We start from the raw sequence: 19,300 nt of genomic DNA on the forward strand, positions 1-19,300 counted from the left end.
ATTTATAATATATCTTATTTCATCAAAATCATTTTCTCGGTCATTTGAGGTTCACCATCAACTGATAATCTATACAAATAAATACCTGATTTAAGATCGCTTCCATAATTATCTTTTCCATCCCACATAACGGAATACTCGCCTGGATTGCACGAATCTTTAAGAAGTGTCTTTACGATCTGCCCTTTGATGTTATAGATGGTTACTTCGACGAATTCAGTCTGGGGTAATGAAAATGATATCTTTGTTTGGTTAGTAAACGGATTCGGATAGTTCTTCAATGAGAAAACTCTGTCATTATTCGGATCATCTATGCCGACGCCAGAGGAATTCAGCGAACCGGGAGTTCCATGTTCTGTCGATGCATGCCAATTCTCAGCAAGTGTGTTATCAAAATTGGGATCGAGCAACTCGAGGGTAGGACCGTTTCCGTCCGGTTCTGTGGGCCACGGATCTTCATCGTCATATTCCACAGAATCAACGAGTGCTCCTGTAACATTGAACAGTCTCACCTGATCGCCACCTCCACCAAAACCAAAATCTAAATTTCCTATAAGATTTTCAACATCAGGAAAACAGCTCTTAAACATAGAAGAATCAACGCAAAGCACGAGATACTCTTCTAGTCCTAATACTGTATTATCAGGAATCACAAAGATATGATCATCATTATCATCCTTTACTATCCATCCTGAAATATCCACTTCTTGATCGTCATTGTTATACAGCTCTATCCAGTCATCAGGATCAAAATCATCTTCAGAATTATAATTTATCTCGTTGATAAGCACATCTCCGGTTACACCAATAACTCCAATCTCATAATATTCGTGTGAAGCTCTTTGTGGAAAGAATACTCCCTGATCTGAGTTTTGTGCATAAAAATAGTAATTAACATCATCATAACCTACTTGTATACTTACACCATAGGTACCATCTCCAGCAGTTCCATCATTATGATTTCCATCATCATACATTTCGAGGGCTGAAAATCCATCATACGCACATAATCTATAATAAAGAAAGACATCATCAGCATCGGTTACATCTGCATTTATCCAGGTTGTTGTTCCCGGTGCAACAAACTGTGGTGTATAGTTCTGATTGGAAATTTCAGGAATCGCACCCTGAAACGCGGATTGATTCAGCAACCATGTTGATCGTGTATCCATGAGCTGTGTTAAACCAACCACAGGCTGGCTTCCGGGTCCCATCCCTCCAACTGTGGAGGTAATATTTTGATTGAACTCTGAATATGAATAAAAGGTGTTTGGATCATTTTGATATTCGGAATCTATGATATCCTGTAACTCTTGCGCTCTTGTTTCATACAAACCATTTTCAAAATAGTCTTCGATAATCGTTCGCATATGAGCAATATACATTTTCTTGTATTTGTCGATATTCAATACTTTTCCAATGATAGGATAATATGAATCATACATGTTTAAAAGAGGATCAAGTGTCTGCAATTGGTAGGTGTTTAACGGTGGACCACCAAGAAGCATCGAAAATGCACCAAAATTTTCGTTCAAATCCCAAAGAATTGGATTAAATCTATCTGAACCATCTTTGAATAAATAAAAATTGTGACCAAAATTTATTGGTGCATCAAGATTGACCGTCAGGTTATCATAAGCTAACATCCATAAATGATTATCTACATTCAGATAATCAGCCATTTCGTCGGGATTATTGTTAAATACTTCCAGGAAATCAATTAAATCTGACCAACCTTCATCAGACTTTAATTCGTAATAATCATAATAACTGCTGGAATCAGCACCATGATAACCCCATACAATTGTTACTGTTGGACTAGCCCCACCAGAAAGTTCGCCTTTAAAGCGAACATCTACTGCACCGGGAAAGTGGTTGTTCTTAAAATACTTATCAACCGATTGAACACTAGTGTATAATCCAATATATTGTTCATTCACTGTAACCTCGCAGAAATTTGCGAGTCCCGCAATCATATAGTTCCGTGCTATTTCATAGCTGAGAGTTTCTCGAACAAAAGAAGGATCCTTGAATCCATTTGCGAGTTTGAGGGTTCCGTAATTTTGATAGGTTTGATCATCAATAATATGATCGAGTTTGATATTGAAGGGATTTTTGACATTATTCGGTGAATAGGAACTGTTTCCCTTATACCGAACACCAACACTGTCAAACTGAATACCGTTGACCGTAACCGATCCAACAAGTCGTTCCTCATCACCCGCTGCATAATACGTATCAAGTATGTAATCCCAGTTCGATTCAGCAAACGTAATCTCTATTTGTGTGATTGTATTGATATCATAAAGATCTTGGGCAAATAACGAAGCGACTGGTAACAATAAAATCGAAATTATAAAAGCTAATTTCTTCATGGTTCTCCTTACAGCATAAAAGCGTTTTATATTTAAGAGGTAATAAATCCCTATTGGTTTAATTATATTTAAATATGAATGATCTTTTTATTTTCGAAATCACTTTAGAAAGACTAATCGTCCATAATCCTTTGTGTCAAATTTATTTATAGAATAAAAATAAATACCGTTCGGCACCTGTTTGTGCATGCTGTCATTACCATCCCAGGAGAACAAGTATGTATGCATATTATCAGCTATTATTTCTTGAGCATTAAGTTCAGAGATTTTCTGCCCAATAATATTATATATTATCAGTTTTGGTTCTACTAAAACTGTATTCATTGAATAAGATATGTTCGTAGTGTGAGAGAAGGGATTGGGGCTGCACTGGCAAACAACAATGTCTTGAGGAGGATCATCAACAGAGTAAACCTGTAAATCGTTTATATCTCTTGGGTTAATTCCGTATTCTTCCCAGCTGTAATCGAGTGCACCGATTACATATGTAAATTCCTCACTTAAAGTAGCATCATAAAAATACATCCCATCGTCCACCTGGCATTCTCCGGTTCCGTCATCCACATACCATTCATTACTTGTATTCGGTTCCTGAGTCACAACAACATTCTCAACTTTTACAAGACATCCCTCATAAGATTCGGCACTAACAGGTTCGACAAGATCGCCGGTTAGAACGACAATAGGATCAGGCACAGGATTACCACTGCTTACAATATCTGTGGATGCATATCGGATCTCAGTCAGCCCATAATATTCATACACTTCTCCGCTGAGTTCAACCATATCACCGATACTCGGGCTTACTCCTGCATTGTACACATAAATACCTTCCCATTCTCCACCGTCGGGTGAAGATATAAAGAAATTGTTGTCATATCCTCCGTATCCAACGGCTGTAACAATTCCTGAGGTCGCAACCGTCTGACCGTTCAATGGTGATGGATAGGTTCCATCAGCTCCGGGATCGGTTGTATATTGAATATCGTATATGGAAGTCAACCCAGGTTGGATAACCGTAAAATCAGACACCAGAGGAATATGATCGGATGCTTCTGTTACATCACTTGCATAGAGCCCATATGCATTCAAAGTATCTGCATTCATTTCCGGTGTGAACATCACAAATTTTCTTTCGGAAGTAAGCACGTAATCACTGTAGATCATGAAATCGAGTCTGCCAGGATAGTATGAACTCGATGCAGAATACCAGGTATAGAACATCGGCAGTTCGGTCAATCGCGCACACAGATCACCGAAATCGGAGCCATCCCAGTCCGGTGTGAAATCCGGCTCGAACTGCGGATTGATAATATCGCCAGTCAGCAATGTTTCAAGCTGCTGTGCATAGCCCACAAGGTTCAGATCGCCTGTGATGAGGATCGGAGTAAACTCGTCTAGCGTAAGCACTCCTCCCGGCTCTTTTGCATCTCGTATAAATGCCATGAGTTCATCGATCTCAAGCTGACGTGCTGTATTATAATCTCCAAAAGAAAGGTGCGCTACAATGAACAGAAAATCCGAATCCACTTGCGGACTCAAATCGATAAGATATGCTGCACATTTATTTAAAACAAAATAATCCGTTATGGGATACCGGCTTACTACATAGATATCATCGCCCGTAATCCCTTGGCAGTACCACTGTTCGCCCGTACCGGAGGGAAGCATGGTCTCGATGAGTTGTTTGACATCATTTGAGGTATGATTATAGATCTCTTCAAGGGCAATGATATCTGGATCGATGGCTGAAAATATTCGGTCGAAATTATCATACAAAGACGGTTCGAAGATATTATTTGAGAGTACATTATACTCCATAATTCTGAAATCCGTTCCCGTCTTCTTATGCAATGAGATCTGTTCGATAGGAGGCAGTGTTGAATTATCAAAACTGTATGAAACAATATTTCCAATATCAGGAAGATAATCGTTACCCGGTCCATTATCATGAAAAACAATGCGGAAGGAGTTCTGCGGAAAAAGTTGCTGTCCAAAAAGTGAAATCGTCCGGTCGATCGCTATCTCGAACCTATCCGAAGTAACTGTCGGTGCTGTAACAAGCCCTATATATTGATGATAGATCGTATAACGTGCAGTATAGACTCCCTGCCTGTTTCCGAATACCCATTTTACTTCTGCGCCGATTCCATTGATCAGAATACCGGTACTTGCATTATTATCCGTATCGAGATAGAGTGTGATCTTATTGAGATCCTGAAGATTCAATTCATCTCCGATCTCGATGTAAAAATAAACAAATCGCTCATCGTTGGCTGCTTTCAGCATACCAAAATCGATATCACCGGACTGCTGATCTCCACTCTCATCATCGTACAATGGTAGAATACTATCCCAATCCGAGAAATCACCATCCAGCCAGATGCGTGCAGCCTGGCTGTTCTCATATTTTGTTGAATCGCAACACGCAATCGACGTGAGCATGAAAAACATAAACATGAATGTGAAAATATAAAAAAATCTTGTATGCTTCATAGCATCTCCTAAAATTTCTTAAAGAATTACATATCCTTAGATAATTATGTCAAAGTTTATCGACAAGCAAAAAAAATGCCACACCTGCAATAAGATGTGGCATTAATAGAATTTATTTCTTTAATCAAAATAATGCATGAACTTACCCGCTTCCATCGTGGCTGCAGGAAGAAATTCACCGATTGGATTTTCTTTGAAATCTGTGCAAATATAGATAATTTTTGTTGGACGATGAAGACATAAAAGATTTCCATCCATCAATCGGGAGGTTACTTCAGAGCTTATATTGTGTCCACGAACGTAGAGATAGAATTCTTCATTGTTCGGTTTTCGCCAGATCGCATCCGTATTATTAGGAAGAAGGATCGGTTCATAGAGATTATACTTCACGACATTCTGAAAGTTCTCCATAAGATAGTGGGAGTTATCCTCATCAACAAAAACGATCATGTCATCATCAAACGTGAGCGCTCGAGTGTCTTTGGAGATGTTGTTTCCCTCTTTATAGAACATATAGTGATTCTCGTCCGAGGTGCGTGTCCAGAGATTCTTTCCCTGTACCGGTAATATGGCTGCTTTATATAATCCTAATGGTGTTGCTGTTTCATAATCAACGAGATAGTACCATTCATCATTTTCGTAATCATAGACCAATAGGTCATCACCGACCCATGCATTCCTGGCATGCGATGCGATTGCGATACCCTGAACGTAGAGCCAGAAACTTCCTTCACCGTCTTTATACCACAGAGCACCATTATCGATCTCGAGTGGTTTTGGAATGAGAATTTCATCGTCAACTTGTTGCTGGCTGTATGTAAGGAAATAGTAGTCTTCGTCCTCGGGTATCCAGACACAGAAATCATCAGCAATCCTGAAACCCTCAGTATTTTGGCTGACATTCTCCCCTTCGTAAAAACAGTAGTAATTCTCAAGATTATTTTGAGATATGATTGCAACGCCATCCTCGGCAAAATGCCCGAGAGCGTTCTGCCATTCATCCTCAGGAACATTATCGATATCCTTTAAAAGAAAGTAAATCCCCACTTCTGGATCGAACACGACCATATCACCTTCGTCTGTGAGATACACCGTTGTTCTTTCAGAAATATCTTCCTCATTCAACATAAGAGCGAAGGACTCCCTATTGTTATACACCTTCCATTGAACCATGATGGTATCGTCAGTTTGTACCGGATCATCTTTCACCTTTTTCTTTCGTGGTATAAGTGCCATACAATGTCCTTTCAATAGTAATGAATTTTAGATGGACTGAATCAATATCATTAAAACATGTCAAATAAATTTGACAACAATTCATTAGTAGTCTATTCATGACTACCAATTAGAGTTAATATGGAAAATAGAAAAATTAAGAGTCTTATTGATATTGGACTCAAAGAAATAGAAGCTGAAATTTATCTGATCCTTCTCAGGGAAAAAAATATAACTGCATATAAAGCTGCGAAGATCGTAAAAAAACCAAAAACTACTGTATATAAAGCATTGGAAATCATGGAAAAAGAAGGACTGATTCGCAGCAATAGAGCATCTCAGCCAATCACTTTCACCGCCGTTGATATAAAAGAATATCTTGATGGAAAAAAGGCAGAGTTCGAGAAAAATCGAAAAATAGCGGAAGATGAGTTGAAGGATATCGAAGAAATACCGGCGGATACAGGAATTTTTGAAATCACCAAGCTTCACCAGGTCTACTCAAAAGCAAAAGAAATCCTGAATCGAACAGAGAAAATGGCACTTATTGCATGTTCCAATATTACAGATCCTGAAATCATCAACGCTATCCAGGATGCTGCTCAAAGAGGTGTGAAAATTCTCATACAATGCTTTCATGGCAAAATTGAACTTCCAGAAGCTGAATTCGTCTGTGATGACACTTCTAAAGAGTTTATCCAGAATCTAAAATATAACTGGCTTGAGATTTTTTCAGATGGAAAGGAATATCTTATCTCACTTCTTTCAAGCGATCAGACACAACTCTATAAAGCCCAATGGTGCAATGATCCATATACATCTATTCTTACATATAATGCAAATGTCGGATCCTTTATTCTCTCAAAAGTGAGTGAAATGGTCATTAATAAAAAACCATATCCTGAAGTTGAAAACGTCCTGAGAGAAGGTTTACATACTTATTATCAATCAATCGTTATGGAGGTTATTGAACACCTCATAGATAATTAGACGGAGGTCTTTCAATGAAAAAGGGTTTGATCATTTTATGTTGGCTTTTACCTATAGTACTGTGGGCTGAGGAGGTCACGTTTACCGAACACCCCATTACTGCTGCAGGATCTGGCAATCCAGGGCTGTATGCTGCAGATCTTGATGGAGATGGAGATAACGACATCGTTGCATCGGTCAGTTCCCCTCAAGCACTAAAATGGTGGAGGAATGATGGGGATAATACAATCATGTGGACAGAGTTCCACATTTCAAACGATCCCGCATTCTACATCTATGCTGAAGACATGAACAATGACCAGCATACCGACATTCTTGCCACATGCTTAAATGGACAGGTTGCTTATTGGAAGAACAGCGGAGATAGTTTACCGAGTTGGGAGAAAGTCATTGTTGCAACAGGATTTACTACTCCACACGGAATTTACGCGTGCGATATTGATAATGATTCTGACATGGATATTCTTGCTACTTCTGCCGGTCTCGGTAAAATAAGCTGGTTCGAGCAGGAAAATGACACCTGGACACAACACGTTATTGCAACAAACTTTCCCTACACGCAGTCTGTATATGCTGTTAATATTGATAATGATGATGATATCGACGTACTTGGTGTATCCGGTGGAGGGAACGAATTATCACTCTGGTACAACCTTGGAGGTGATCCTATATCATGGCAAAAACAGTTGATCGATGATAATTTTAGAATGGCTCATTGGGTAACCTCTGCAGATATTGATGGTGACGATAACTTCGATATTCTTGGTGCAGCAGCCAGTGATGATGAAGTCGCATGGTGGAAGAACGGAGGTGGTTTTCCCATCAACTGGACAAAGTATGTTATCGCATCGAATGTTCCTTGTGCTCTTACCACTCAAGCCGCTGATCTTGATAGAGATGGTGATCTTGATGTGATTGCTAATGCATGGGCAACAGATGACATCATCTGGTGGGAACAGGAACCGGGAAGTCCCGTTTCCTGGGTACGTCATACCATTGATACCTTCAATAATGGTACATGGCCAATCGTTGCCTGCGATATCGATAATGATAATGCAATCGACATTGTAACAGGTGCTGATGTACTCACAAGCGGAGGAACATCGGCAGCTCTAACATGGTGGGAAAATTCACTGGAAATATGTATTGACGATACGATCCATAATTCGGAATCTGGATGTATAGAAATGTTTCCCAATCCGTTTTCGACCTCTACAACCATACGATATTTTGGAAAACTGTCTACTCATACTTCCCCTCAATTTGTAATCTACAATATCAAAGGACAACTCGTACGTGCATTGTCTTCAATTTCTAACCATCAAACTTCATTTGCTCAAGTTACCTGGGATGGCAATGATTATCTGAATAGACCTGTATGTTCGGGTTTGTATTACAATATATTGCTCATAGATGGTAAACAAATCACAGCAGACACATGTCTGCTCATACGATAAATGAGGAAAAACATGAAAAAAAATAATGTAAAATTCTTATTAATTTCCAGTATCGTGATCTCAATAGCTGCTTTGCTCCAGCTCTATGCTACTCTTCGTTATATAAAGAGGATGCCCGGTGATACATTTGGAATAATACTTTATTCTGTAGTTTGTTTGCTATTTGTTATATTGGCAATCGTTAATTTCACACGATGGAGAAAAGTTAGAAAATGATAACCAATTCAAATCATTGTAAGCTCTTTGTAATGGTATTTTTTATATTCATAATCTCGGCATGTACACAAGTATATGATACTGAAATGTCTAAACCAAACTTGAAACTTGCTGAAAAAATTACTGCTGCAACGTTAGATAAGCATTATTTCGGTGGTGTGATCGTTCCGCAATGGACCAGAGACGATAATACCTTTTGGTATGTGAAGAATACCAGTTCTGGACCTGAACTATATTTTGTAGATATATCACAAAATTCAAGAACGCGAATGAGAACAGTATTTCATAAAACCGATACATGGCACTATTCTTTTGAATATAATGGTGAATCATATTCATACAATAGCTACTCAAAACAAATCGAACAATCACTATCTGAATCAGCTGAGCCAGGAATCAAATCGCCAGATGGAAAATATGTTGTTTATATTCAAAATCATAACCTATTCCTTAAGAAAATAGGTTCAAACATCCAGCCCAGACAGCTATCCTTAGATGATGAGAAATATTACAGTTTTCAAGAAACTGACTTCTTTTTCAGCGATGAGGATCAATATGATGATTCTAAGCATTATCGACCCTATCTTGAGTGGTCACACGATTCAAGGTACTTTGTTGCTGGTCGAATAGATGCACGGCATCTTAAAGATATGTGGATCATCAACTCACTTTCGAAGCCCCGGGCTTCTCTTTCAACCTACAAACAACGGCAACCCGGAGAAGCTCGAAGATATGCCGAGACCTGGCTATATAATATGGATAATGGTTCTTTTGCATGTGTTGCTTCTGGAAAAGAAAATGGCACCGAAAATCAATTCATGACATGGTCGAAAGATAATAGAACCATATACATGCTTGAGAAAAACATCGATCAGATGAGTGCTAAAATCCAGGCATATGATGTAAAAACTGGTAAATTCCTTAAAACCATTATAGAAGAAGAGTCGGGTGGAATTGTTATCACTAAAAACCTCATCACCGTTCCGGGTACCACTGATCTGCTTTGGTGGTCACGACGAGATGGACACGGTCATTATTACCTGTATGATGAACATGGGAACTTGAAGATGCAGGTCACACACGGTAATTTTAATGTAAAAGAGATCATGACTTTCGATGCAGAAAAAGGATTGCTTTACTTCATGGCAAATGGGTCGCAAGAGGACATCAATCCCTATTACGAATTTCTTTACCAATTAAACATCATGAATGGACAACTCACCCTTCTAACACCTGAAGATGCAAATCACTCAGTCTATTTTTCACCCGATAATATATATTTTGTAGATACATTTTCCCGTCCTGACATGCAGCATAAAACTGTCGTGAGAGATTATTCTGGAAATCTTATCATGGAACTCGAACAACCTTCGATAAAGGAACTTCAAAATCTCAACTGGGTCATGCCTGAGGTTTATACAGTTAAAGCTACTGACAGAAAAACAGATCTCTGGGGAGTGATGTGGAAACCCTTTAATTTAGATCCAGAAAAAAAATATCCGATCATAACTTTCGTGTATCCGGGTCCTCAGTTCAATTATGTGCCGACAACCTTCTTTACGGAACCGAATAATGTACATCTGGCACAATATGGTTTTATTGTCATGATGTGTGGTACAAGAGGGAGTTCGTATGATCGATCGTTAGAGTTCAGCGAATATTACCGCGGAAATGTCCGTGATTATCCTCTGGCAGACAACAAATATGCAATCGAACAATTGGCAGAGAAATATCCTTACATCGATATTGATCGTGTCGGTATCTGGGGAGGTTCAAGCGGTGGGTATATGGCAGTCTCTGCTATGCTGACCTATCCTGACTTCTACAAAGTCGGTGTTTCCCGAGCCGGACAGCACAATCCAGAAACCTTTCATGGCTGGTGGAGTGATTATTTTCAGGGAGTTGATGAACAAGGTAATACGATTCCAGCACAATCGAATTTAGAACTTGTAAACAATCTAAAAGGAAAGCTCTTTCTCATTCATAATGAGATGGATAAAACGGTTCATCCTTCTCAAACTGCACTGTTGGTAGATGAACTCATGAAAGCAGGAAAGGATTTCGATTATCTTGTTGTACCTGGTGGTGATCATGGATGGAGTAAGAACTGGCAATACGTTCAAAGAAGAATCTGGCTCTACTTTGTTGAACATTTATTGGACTGGCACGACCCAGACGTTAACATCTTTTAGGGATACTTTGATGATCAGAAAATACAGCATTCCATTATTTATCATTCTTACGTATGCGTTGACTCTTGTAGGTGGGCAGCTTTTTTATAACCCCAATATATCTGATTATTTCGCAAAACCACTTCTCCTGATCCTCAGAATTTTGTTTCTTCCTGCTGTTGTAGCACCTTTGAGTATTGCAATTCTTCTTTCCTATCTGGATAACAAAAAGACTGGAGTCAGAAATCTATTCAAAACATTTTTTCATAAAGGAATTCCTATACAGTGGTATATACTGGCAATCATTATTCCCTTTATCGTTCATTTTCTTTCAAGTCTCCTCGATTCATGGCGTGGCACTGAATTTCTTCCTCCGTTTGGTAATACAAGTCTGCGCACACTTGTCTCAATTGTGATCATCTTTTTGCTGGCAGGAGTAGGAGAAGAAATGGGTTGGAGAGGTTATCTTCTTCCGCGATTACAAAAAAAGTTCAGCTCTTTCACTTCAAGTATTATCGTTGGACTTGTTACTGGTTTCTGGCACCTTCCTCTGTTTCTCATACGAGGAGCGCTTCATTCAAACCATGCATTCATTCCCTTTCTTTTGCTGTCGATTTCATTCTCGTTTATTTATACATGGCTTATGGACAATACTCATGCAGTTTTAATTCTTGCAATATTTCATACATTCCATGATATTGCCAGTATCAGTTTCAGTCAGCGTGATCATCTCTCTTCATTTTTAATATATATGATAATTGCAGTGATAATTATTTCCATATACGGAACAAAGAGGTTTTGCTTCAATCAACAAAGAAATAAACAAGGATAAAATGAAGAAATCTATTGTTTTTTGTATAATTATTATAATAGTATTATCATTTTGTTCGAAAAACAAAGAGAGAATTACTTTACTAAAAGAATTAGATCGATGACTTTTTTGTAATGAATAAGATGATTGCTTTAATTCAGTATTTCAGTGGAACTGGAAACTCTTTACATGCTGCTCATCTTATTGGTGAAGAACTTAAGCAATCCGGTTATGAGATTATATTTCATGCCATAGAGAACGGATTATATAATAGAATCCAGCAATTTAATCTGCACCTTTTTTTCTTTCCGATCTATGCCACATCTGTTCCTCATATTATGTGCAAATACATCAACAGGTTACAATCTGGTAATGGGGCAAAAGCAGCTATCATTTCAACAAATGGCAGGATCAATACTCGTTTTCGCGATGGATATCAGGGTTGGGCACTCTTGCAGGCACGGTTGCTTCTAAGACTAAAAAAGTATGATGTTTTTTTCTCAGACACGCTTGATTATCCCCATAACATAACTGCTTTCTTCCCGCCAAGAAGTGTTGAAAATAATCAAAAGATTATTGATATGATTGCACCCAAAATCCACTCAATTTCAGTAAAGTTGATAAACCATCAAAGATACCATCGCAGATTCTTTATCCCAAATATCATATGGAGTCTTCCTTTAGGGTATCTTTATTCACTTATTGGAAGAAGGATCATCGGGAAATTGTATATTGCTGATTCTCATTGTATTAATTGTGGAATTTGTATCAATCAATGTCCTGCAAAAGCGATCAAAACTGAACATGGTCAGATTCAATGGAACTGGAAATGTGAAGGATGCATGCGGTGCATCAATATCTGCCCTCAGAAAGCCATTCAGGTATCTTTTCTACGACTACTTGCACTCATACCTGCTGCTTTCTTTAATCCCCTGTTCAAAGTATATCGTCTCATCCCCGGTTCTTTCTTTCAAAATATAGGCAGTGTCGGTAAGATTGCCTTCAAAGTGATGATTGACGTTGTCTTATTTTTCTTGTTCTTTGCTATAATTGATAGTATCCTGTGTTTCCTCTCCAGAATTCCTTTTTTCAAGTCAATTACAGATTTTAGTATAACGAAATTTTATAAACGATATTATCTAAAAAATAAATGAGGACTAATACACAGATCCGTTCTGCATTATTAGTCCTCGATAGTGTTTATATAATATTCCAATTATAGGTTAAAGCAAACCACCTTTGGTTCCGTCATCTCCAGCAGGGAGAATTTGATGCCTTCACGACCGAGTCCGGAATTCTTCACACCACCAAAAGGCATGCCGTCGATACGATAATCTGACGAATCATTGATCATAATACCGCCGACATCAATCCCTTTTATGGCTTTGAACGCCGTTTTGATGTCATTGGTAAAAACACCTGCATGAAGTCCGTACACAACATCGTTCGCTTCTTTGATACCCTCATCGACATCATCAATCTTGTATAAAATCACAACAGGACCAAATACTTCTTCGTGTCCAAGCCGACAGGTTTTGGGAACATCTCTCATTACAGTCGGCTGAACAACAGCACCATCGCGCTGACCGCCTGTGAGCAAGATACCGCCTGCTTCGACTGCTTCTTTCACCCACTCTTCCACACGCATTGCTTCTTTTTCCGTAATCATAGGACCCATATCAGTATCTTCATCAAGCTGGTAACCGACTTTCATTTTCTTTGTACGTTCGACGAACTTTTTCTCGAATTCATCAAAGATGCCTTTCTGTACATAAAGACGCTGAACACCAATGCAGTTCTGGCCAACTGCCCAGAATGCACCTGAAACACAGCTCTCAACAGCAGCATCAAGATCGCAATCATCCATTACGAGAACCGGCGTATTGGAACCGAGCTCCATACCGATCTTTTTAAGACCTGCTTTTTTGATGATCTCTTTACCAGCATCTGGTCCACCGGTGAACGTGACCATTCTAATCCTTTCATCAGTAACCAATGCATCCCCGATCTCTTCTCCATGACCGGTAACAATATTAAGAACTTTTGCAGGAAGTCCAGCTTCCATCAGGATTTCCCCGAGCTTGAGAGCAGAAAGAGGAGTGACCGTTGCAGGTTTCAGCACACAAGAATTGCCACCTGCAATGATAGGACCAAGTTTGTGTGCGACAAGATTAAGAGGATCATTGAAAGGTGTGATCGCTGCGATGACACCGATCGGGAATCTGTAATAATAGCCAACACGATTTTCTGCTCCCGGCATGCTGTCGAAAGGAATTGTTTCACCCAGGATGCGCTTTGCTTCTTCTGCAGAAAGCGTGATCGTATTGACTGAGCGTCTTGCTTCTCCGCGAGCTTCTTTGATCGTCTTACTGCCTTCTGTAGCAATTATCCTTGCGAGTTCTTCGACTCTCCCTTTCATGATTTCTGCAGCTCGATACAAAATATCCACTCGTTCATGAACAGGCATATTCTTGCTGATCTCAAAACCTTCGACTGCAGCATCGATCGCTTTTTTCACATCTTCTTTTGTTCCTGCAGGTACAGTGTCGATCACCTCTCCGCTGAGGGGATTTTTTACTTCTATTTTTTCTTTCTTATCGATCCATTGACCGTCAATTAACATTTTCATAGGTATCTCCAATCCTTATCTGATAATATTTAATAGATCCACAAATATCGAGAATCCGGTTTCGATCTTACCGGCGCCTGCGCCCTGTATGGTTACATCTCCAAGTAAATCTGTGGTGAAAGTCAGAGCATTGTTTGCGCCATTCACACCGGTAAGCGGATCGGTCATAGGCAACTTCACCGGCTTTACAGATGCGATAATTTTATTGCCTTCTCTACGGGTTGAACCGATGAGCTTGTATCTCATGTTCTCAGCTGCTGCAGCTTTGATGTCTTCCAAGGTGATTGAACTGATTCCTTGGCAGGGCACATCATCAGGCTTAACATGTCCTCCAAGTAGTACATTACTGAGTATTACAACTTTTGCCAGCGCATCAAAACCTTCAACATCTGCGGTGGGATCAGCTTCGGCATAGCCAAGCTCCTGTGCTTTCTTCAGGGCATCTTCATACGACCAACCCTCCTGTTCCATTTTTGTGAGGATGTAGTTCGTGGTGCCATTCAGTATACCTTTAACTTGTGTGATATCACATCCGGCAAAGCATTCCCGAGTAAGGTTAAAAACAGGAGTCCCACTCATCACAGTACCTTCAATAAGAAATTTTACACCATTATCATCAGCTAGTTTTTTTAACTTATTGTAATACAGTGCAGCTGGACCTTTGTTCGAAGTCGTAACATTCATCCCACGCTTAAGAGCTTCCTCAATGTGCTGCGTCGCGGGTTGACCTGTTTTTAAATCCGTGAAGGTCATTTCTGCCATAATATCTGCATCGCACTCACGAATGGTTTTGAGCGCATCCCACCCCTTGTTCAGTGTGCAGCCGCAATTACCGTTGTTGCATGAATACTCATCGAGTGATCTTCCTTCATGTAATATATTAAGAATTTTATCGATATGAAGTCCATCTGGACAATTGATCGAACCTTTCTTGAAATCGGAAATCGCAACAAGCGAGATATCGGTTTTTTTCTTTTGTATGATCTCCAGCAGTCCTACTCCCACAGTGCCGCATCCGATCAACATTAGTCTTGGTTTTGCCATAGTGTATATCTCCTATCTTTTTATTTCTTTATTGAATATCGATTTGGATCATCAAAGAAATCGATAACATATACTTTTGTGAGGAATTCTGCTGAGTGTGTGACTCCCTCGGGTATATAATACCGGCTGCCTTTTTCATAGATCTTCGTTTCATCACCAATCGTTAGTTTCATCCTTCCCTCCAGCATGATACCCCACTGAGCACAGTGCGAATGATCGGGCATCTTTCCCACAGGATCAATATCAAAAAAAACGACTTGTGTAGCTTCACACTGGAGAAGCCAACCTCGAATTCCGTCAATCGGAATATCAATTTCTGGTAAATTTTGAATCATTTGAGGATATGGTAGATTATCAAATTCTTTCATGACACCTCTCTTAAAATAATCCCTTCACAAATCCCCCATCTATCTGTATTGCCACTCCTGTAATATACCCAGCTTGTTCTGATGCAAGATACGTAACTGCGCTTGCAAATTCCTCAGGTTTTCCGATCCTGCCCATGGGAATTGTACTTTCAATTTTAGTATAGAAATCTTTCGTTGTTCCCTTTCCGCTCTCTTCAAAGGCTCTTGCTAGATTTTCAACTCGCTGCGTTTTTGTGTAACCGGGACATACGGCATTGACGGTTATCCCATACTTCGCGACTTGATTTGAAAGTGATTTTGTGAACCCGATCACACCCGTCCGTGAGGTATTAGAAAGTATAAGATTATCGATGGGTTGTTTCACTGAGACCGACGTGATTGCAATGATCCTGCCCCAACGATTTTTTTTCATGAATGGGATCACTTCATAACAAAGGGTTATCGTACTCATAAGATTTAGTTCGACCGCATTTCGGTAATCATTTGGTGTAAAATCCTCAAACATACCTGCAGGAGGACCGCCTGCATTACACACAAGGATATCTATTGTGCCGAATTCATCGACAATCTCTTTTACAGCTCGGGAGATTTGATCTTTAACGGTCACATCGAGCTGGATTGCTTTCACTTCTGTATCTGTTTGGTATTCGATATCTGCTTTTGCTTTGATCAGGTCATCCTCATTACGTGCACAGATGACGACGTTAACACCTTCTTGTGCAAGCTGCAGGGCCACAGCTTTTCCAAGTCCTTTACTGGAAGAAGCAACAAGCGCAACTTTATCCTTAATACCTAAATTCATCCTACATTTGATCCCTTATACATGCAGATAGTCTCTTCACTGCTTCCGCAAGTTGTGCTTCCGTCGCATACGAAAAATTTATTCGCATATGATTTTGGCTTGGATTCTCGCCGTAAAATACTTCACCTGGAACAAATGCAACTTTGAATTTTATAGCTTCATAGAAAAGTGCTTTGGTATCGATATGCTCCGGAACCGTTACCCATAAGAACAGACCACCTTCTGGTTTTGTCCACGAGACGCCCATTTCTTCCGGAAAACATTCTTCCATAGTATTCAGGAAAACCTGTAATTTTTTTCGATAATAATTTTTACATTTTTCGATATGATCATGAAAATTCATCTCTGTTAAAAATGCGGTACAGAGATCCTGGTTATACTTCGGTGTATTGAGGACATTACCTTCTTTAATATTTGTCATCTTGGAGATCACTTCTTCTGAACCGATATTGAATCCGACACGAATGCCGGGGCAGAAGAGTTTGGAAAAAGTGTAAAGACCGATCACATTATTCCCACCACGTTTCTGATCTAATTCAAAAAGCGATGGAATCGGTTCTCCAAAATAGCGCAAATCCCGGTACGGACTATCCTCAATAATCGGAATTTCATATTCATAACTGAGGTCGATTAATGCTTTTCGCTTGGGATAGCTCATTGTAATACCAGATGGATTCTGGAAATCCGGTACGACATAGATGAATTTTGGCTTTTTATTTTCTTTTACCAGTTCTTCAAGTTTCCTGCGATACTCCGAAACATTCGGTCCATCCTCTTCAATATCGATACCAACAAAAACAGGATCTTCAAGCTGGAATGCAACAATTGCTCCCGCAAAAGTGGGTCTATCCATCATAACGATATCGCCTGGATTCAGGAATAATCTTCCTGTAATATCGAGTCCGTGTTGTCCTGAGGAAGTCACAAGAACATTCTCTGCTGCGAGTTCAATATTTTCCCTTTTCATGAACTCTATGATCGCATCGATCAGTGCTTTTTCTCCTTTTATTGGAGTGTACTGCATGATGGTTTCAATCTCAGACTCCAACCGATTACGAGACACAATACGTGTTTCATCTTTAAGGAAAATATCCGGGGATGGTAATCCGCCTGCAAGCGAGATGATTTCTGGATCAGTTAAAAGGGCAAACAGCTTTCCAATTGAGTAGCCACCGTAATTTCGGATATTATCAGAGAACATTTCATTCCAATTATGTATCATAATTCTAGATTTTTCCTTTCGAATATTATTTTTTATATGATGCACCACCAAAGACTGCCTTGATGCCCTTCTTCATGAATGCTTTACCGTCTTTTGTTGCGCGGAGGGCTTTATAAAATATCACATCGCCGATCTTATGTGCGACTGTATCGCGTTCTTCTTCCGGCATGAAATATGCTTCCATTGTGTCGAGTTCACGGGCTGTGCCGTCGCTCTCATATTTGAAGGTCATATTTGTTCCGCTTTCAAGAACGGTATAGGCATTATCTGTCCAATTGAAACCTGCAATACCGAGGTCGGGATTTATATAGATATGTGCAGCGAGACTTACACCTTTGATGCCGCTTTCTTGCAGTTCTTTTGCACACTGAATGAATGTCTCTGCAGTAGCGCCATTCCCGATATTGATCTCATAAAGCGGAGATGTGCCGTCCTCTCTCAGATATTCTTTCATAATATTAAGAAGCATTCGAAATTGCATTGTATTTTGAGTGGCAAGCAGCATAGAAATTTTAATATGCAGATTTGGTATATCTCTTCCATAATAGCAAACAGCAATGATCGTACTCCAGCTTGGATTAAGGAAGAAGTCAGCACCGGTTGCTTTTGCAGTTCGAGTTATACCATCCAGATAGACCAGATGATTATTATTAGCAACTTCTATACCTCCAAAATTCCCAAAGAAGGTGCCCTGATTTTTCAACACCAATGCGGAAAGTCCATCACCCACATCAGTTCGTTCAAATCTATCTCCTGTAATTTTTTCAAGCTCTTTGAATCTGCTTTCTGGTTGTGGAATACCAATAAGATTTGTACTGCAGAATTTTGATGCTTTCATGATATTTTCAGACATCATGAGTGTTGCCATCAAGTCGCCGTTATACACATAATTATCAGTCAGAGCTACGACCGAGATGAATTCTGAAGGCACAAAGCATGCCTGGTCAGTTTCCGCACTTTCCGCGATCCTCTTCATGGCATGATGGGTGACTTTTGCTCCTTGCCAGCCGGAAACCTGTGCTGTTGCAATACCATATTTGTCATTATATGAGATATGGTTCTCTAGCTCGAAATCCTCGATCTTCGCAAATCTTTTCACAAGCTTTTCAGCGTCATCGATCATCTCGCCGAATCCTTTTTCTGCAAGTATGCGTTTCCGGGTTTCGTATTTTCTCATCTCTTTGATAGTATCAACAATCTCTTTTGCACCTCCATGATATTCTTTGAGGGCGTCGATCGCTTTCATTTCATCTGTTGATAACAAATCATACTTCATGTGTACTCCTTATATATTTTTTCTAAATATTCTTTGTCCGAGATTTGTGTTAATTAACATCACATTTTTTGTTGTATTTGTACTGAGTCCGTCAATATTTATAAGAAATTGATTAGTTGATTCGTTAATATTGAATTAAAATTTAGGTGATTATATAAAAATCGGACCAAAGTGAATATTGATCAAAAAATGGAACAGATTATCTTTTCTATAATTATATCTAAACTC

General features: G+C 39.4%; 13 protein-coding genes and 1 pseudogene. 5 read left to right on the plus strand and 9 right to left on the minus strand.

Translation table 11 applies throughout. From position 1 onward, the window contains the following. Window positions 1-14: 14 nt before the first annotated feature. From JW794_01935 to JW794_01945, 3 genes and pseudogenes are all read right to left on the minus strand, one after another. The gene (locus tag JW794_01935; GenBank protein MBN2016887.1) at window positions 15-2,375 is read right to left on the minus strand and encodes a CotH kinase family protein; all 2,361 of its coding nucleotides are present in this window, start codon (window positions 2,373-2,375) and stop codon (window positions 15-17) included. Between the two features lie 1,005 nt (window positions 2,376-3,380). Beyond that, a pseudogene (locus JW794_01940) lies at window positions 3,381-4,793 on the minus strand (hypothetical protein). Window positions 4,794-4,991: 198 nt separating this feature from the next. Further along, window positions 4,992-6,107: a hypothetical protein gene (locus tag JW794_01945; GenBank protein ID MBN2016888.1), complete on the minus strand. Its 1,116-nt coding sequence runs from the start codon at window positions 6,105-6,107 to the stop codon at window positions 4,992-4,994. Window positions 6,108-6,227: 120 nt separating this feature from the next. Between JW794_01945 and JW794_01950 the strand changes: the two genes are divergently transcribed. The 5 genes from JW794_01950 (at window position 6,228) to JW794_01970 (ending at window position 12,885) form a co-directional block, all read left to right on the plus strand. Then, window positions 6,228-7,076, plus strand: coding sequence for a hypothetical protein (locus tag JW794_01950; GenBank protein ID MBN2016889.1), 849 nt, complete (start codon window positions 6,228-6,230; stop codon window positions 7,074-7,076). Between the two features lie 14 nt (window positions 7,077-7,090). Then, complete coding sequence (locus JW794_01955) at window positions 7,091-8,533, plus strand: VCBS repeat-containing protein (protein MBN2016890.1); 1,443 nt, start codon at window positions 7,091-7,093, stop codon at window positions 8,531-8,533. A gap of 248 nt (window positions 8,534-8,781) precedes the next feature. After that, entirely contained in the window at window positions 8,782-10,941 is a 2,160-nt protein-coding gene (locus tag JW794_01960) for a DPP IV N-terminal domain-containing protein (protein ID MBN2016891.1), read from the plus strand. 10 nt (window positions 10,942-10,951) lie between these two features. Continuing rightward, on the plus strand, window positions 10,952-11,752 hold the full coding sequence (locus tag JW794_01965; GenBank protein ID MBN2016892.1) for a CPBP family intramembrane metalloprotease: 801 nt from the start codon (window positions 10,952-10,954) through the stop codon (window positions 11,750-11,752). A gap of 113 nt (window positions 11,753-11,865) precedes the next feature. After that, the gene (locus tag JW794_01970) at window positions 11,866-12,885 is read left to right on the plus strand and encodes an EFR1 family ferrodoxin (protein MBN2016893.1); all 1,020 of its coding nucleotides are present in this window, start codon (window positions 11,866-11,868) and stop codon (window positions 12,883-12,885) included. A 62-nt stretch (window positions 12,886-12,947) separates the two neighbouring features. Here the strand turns inward: JW794_01970 and JW794_01975 are convergent, their stop codons facing one another. From JW794_01975 to JW794_02000, 6 genes are read right to left on the minus strand one after another with little or no spacing between them, the layout of a single operon-like run. Then, window positions 12,948-14,360 carry an aldehyde dehydrogenase family protein gene (locus tag JW794_01975; GenBank protein ID MBN2016894.1) on the minus strand — a complete coding sequence of 471 codons (1,413 nt, stop codon included), beginning with the start codon at window positions 14,358-14,360 and terminating at the stop codon, window positions 12,948-12,950. Between the two features lie 15 nt (window positions 14,361-14,375). Further along, window positions 14,376-15,404 carry a homoserine dehydrogenase gene (locus tag JW794_01980; GenBank protein MBN2016895.1) on the minus strand — a complete coding sequence of 343 codons (1,029 nt, stop codon included), beginning with the start codon at window positions 15,402-15,404 and terminating at the stop codon, window positions 14,376-14,378. 20 nt (window positions 15,405-15,424) lie between these two features. Beyond that, window positions 15,425-15,772 (minus strand): cupin domain-containing protein, encoded by a 348-nt coding sequence (locus JW794_01985; GenBank protein ID MBN2016896.1) that lies wholly within the window; start codon window positions 15,770-15,772, stop codon window positions 15,425-15,427. A 10-nt stretch (window positions 15,773-15,782) separates the two neighbouring features. Then, window positions 15,783-16,574 carry an SDR family oxidoreductase gene (locus JW794_01990; protein MBN2016897.1) on the minus strand — a complete coding sequence of 264 codons (792 nt, stop codon included), beginning with the start codon at window positions 16,572-16,574 and terminating at the stop codon, window positions 15,783-15,785. A gap of 1 nt (window position 16,575) precedes the next feature. Next, window positions 16,576-17,796 (minus strand): PLP-dependent aminotransferase family protein, encoded by a 1,221-nt coding sequence (locus JW794_01995; GenBank protein MBN2016898.1) that lies wholly within the window; start codon window positions 17,794-17,796, stop codon window positions 16,576-16,578. A 25-nt stretch (window positions 17,797-17,821) separates the two neighbouring features. Further along, the gene (locus JW794_02000) at window positions 17,822-19,072 is read right to left on the minus strand and encodes a hypothetical protein (GenBank protein ID MBN2016899.1); all 1,251 of its coding nucleotides are present in this window, start codon (window positions 19,070-19,072) and stop codon (window positions 17,822-17,824) included. Between the last annotated feature and the right edge of the window lie 228 nt (window positions 19,073-19,300).

Source organism: Candidatus Cloacimonadota bacterium (assembly GCA_016932035.1).
In the GTDB taxonomy this organism is placed as follows: Bacteria; Cloacimonadota; Cloacimonadia; order JGIOTU-2; family JGIOTU-2; genus Celaenobacter.

Bases quoted from the DNA above. Each gene is read 5' to 3' on its own strand.
- JW794_01935 (MBN2016887.1), bottom strand. From the start codon at position 2,375: ATGAAGAAATTAGCTTTTATAATTTCGATTTTATTGTTACCAGTCGCT.
- JW794_01945 (MBN2016888.1), bottom strand. From the start codon at position 6,107: ATGGCACTTATACCACGAAAGAAAAAGGTGAAAGATGATCCGGTACAA.
- JW794_01950 (MBN2016889.1), top strand. From the start codon at position 6,228: ATGGAAAATAGAAAAATTAAGAGTCTTATTGATATTGGACTCAAAGAA.
- JW794_01955 (MBN2016890.1), top strand. From the start codon at position 7,091: ATGAAAAAGGGTTTGATCATTTTATGTTGGCTTTTACCTATAGTACTG.
- JW794_01960 (MBN2016891.1), top strand. From the start codon at position 8,782: ATGGTATTTTTTATATTCATAATCTCGGCATGTACACAAGTATATGAT.
- JW794_01965 (MBN2016892.1), top strand. From the start codon at position 10,952: ATGATCAGAAAATACAGCATTCCATTATTTATCATTCTTACGTATGCG.
- JW794_01970 (MBN2016893.1), top strand. From the start codon at position 11,866: ATGAATAAGATGATTGCTTTAATTCAGTATTTCAGTGGAACTGGAAAC.
- JW794_01975 (MBN2016894.1), bottom strand. From the start codon at position 14,360: ATGAAAATGTTAATTGACGGTCAATGGATCGATAAGAAAGAAAAAATA.
- JW794_01980 (MBN2016895.1), bottom strand. From the start codon at position 15,404: ATGGCAAAACCAAGACTAATGTTGATCGGATGCGGCACTGTGGGAGTA.
- JW794_01985 (MBN2016896.1), bottom strand. From the start codon at position 15,772: ATGAAAGAATTTGATAATCTACCATATCCTCAAATGATTCAAAATTTA.
- JW794_01990 (MBN2016897.1), bottom strand. From the start codon at position 16,574: ATGAATTTAGGTATTAAGGATAAAGTTGCGCTTGTTGCTTCTTCCAGT.
- JW794_01995 (MBN2016898.1), bottom strand. From the start codon at position 17,796: ATGATACATAATTGGAATGAAATGTTCTCTGATAATATCCGAAATTAC.
- JW794_02000 (MBN2016899.1), bottom strand. From the start codon at position 19,072: ATGAAGTATGATTTGTTATCAACAGATGAAATGAAAGCGATCGACGCC.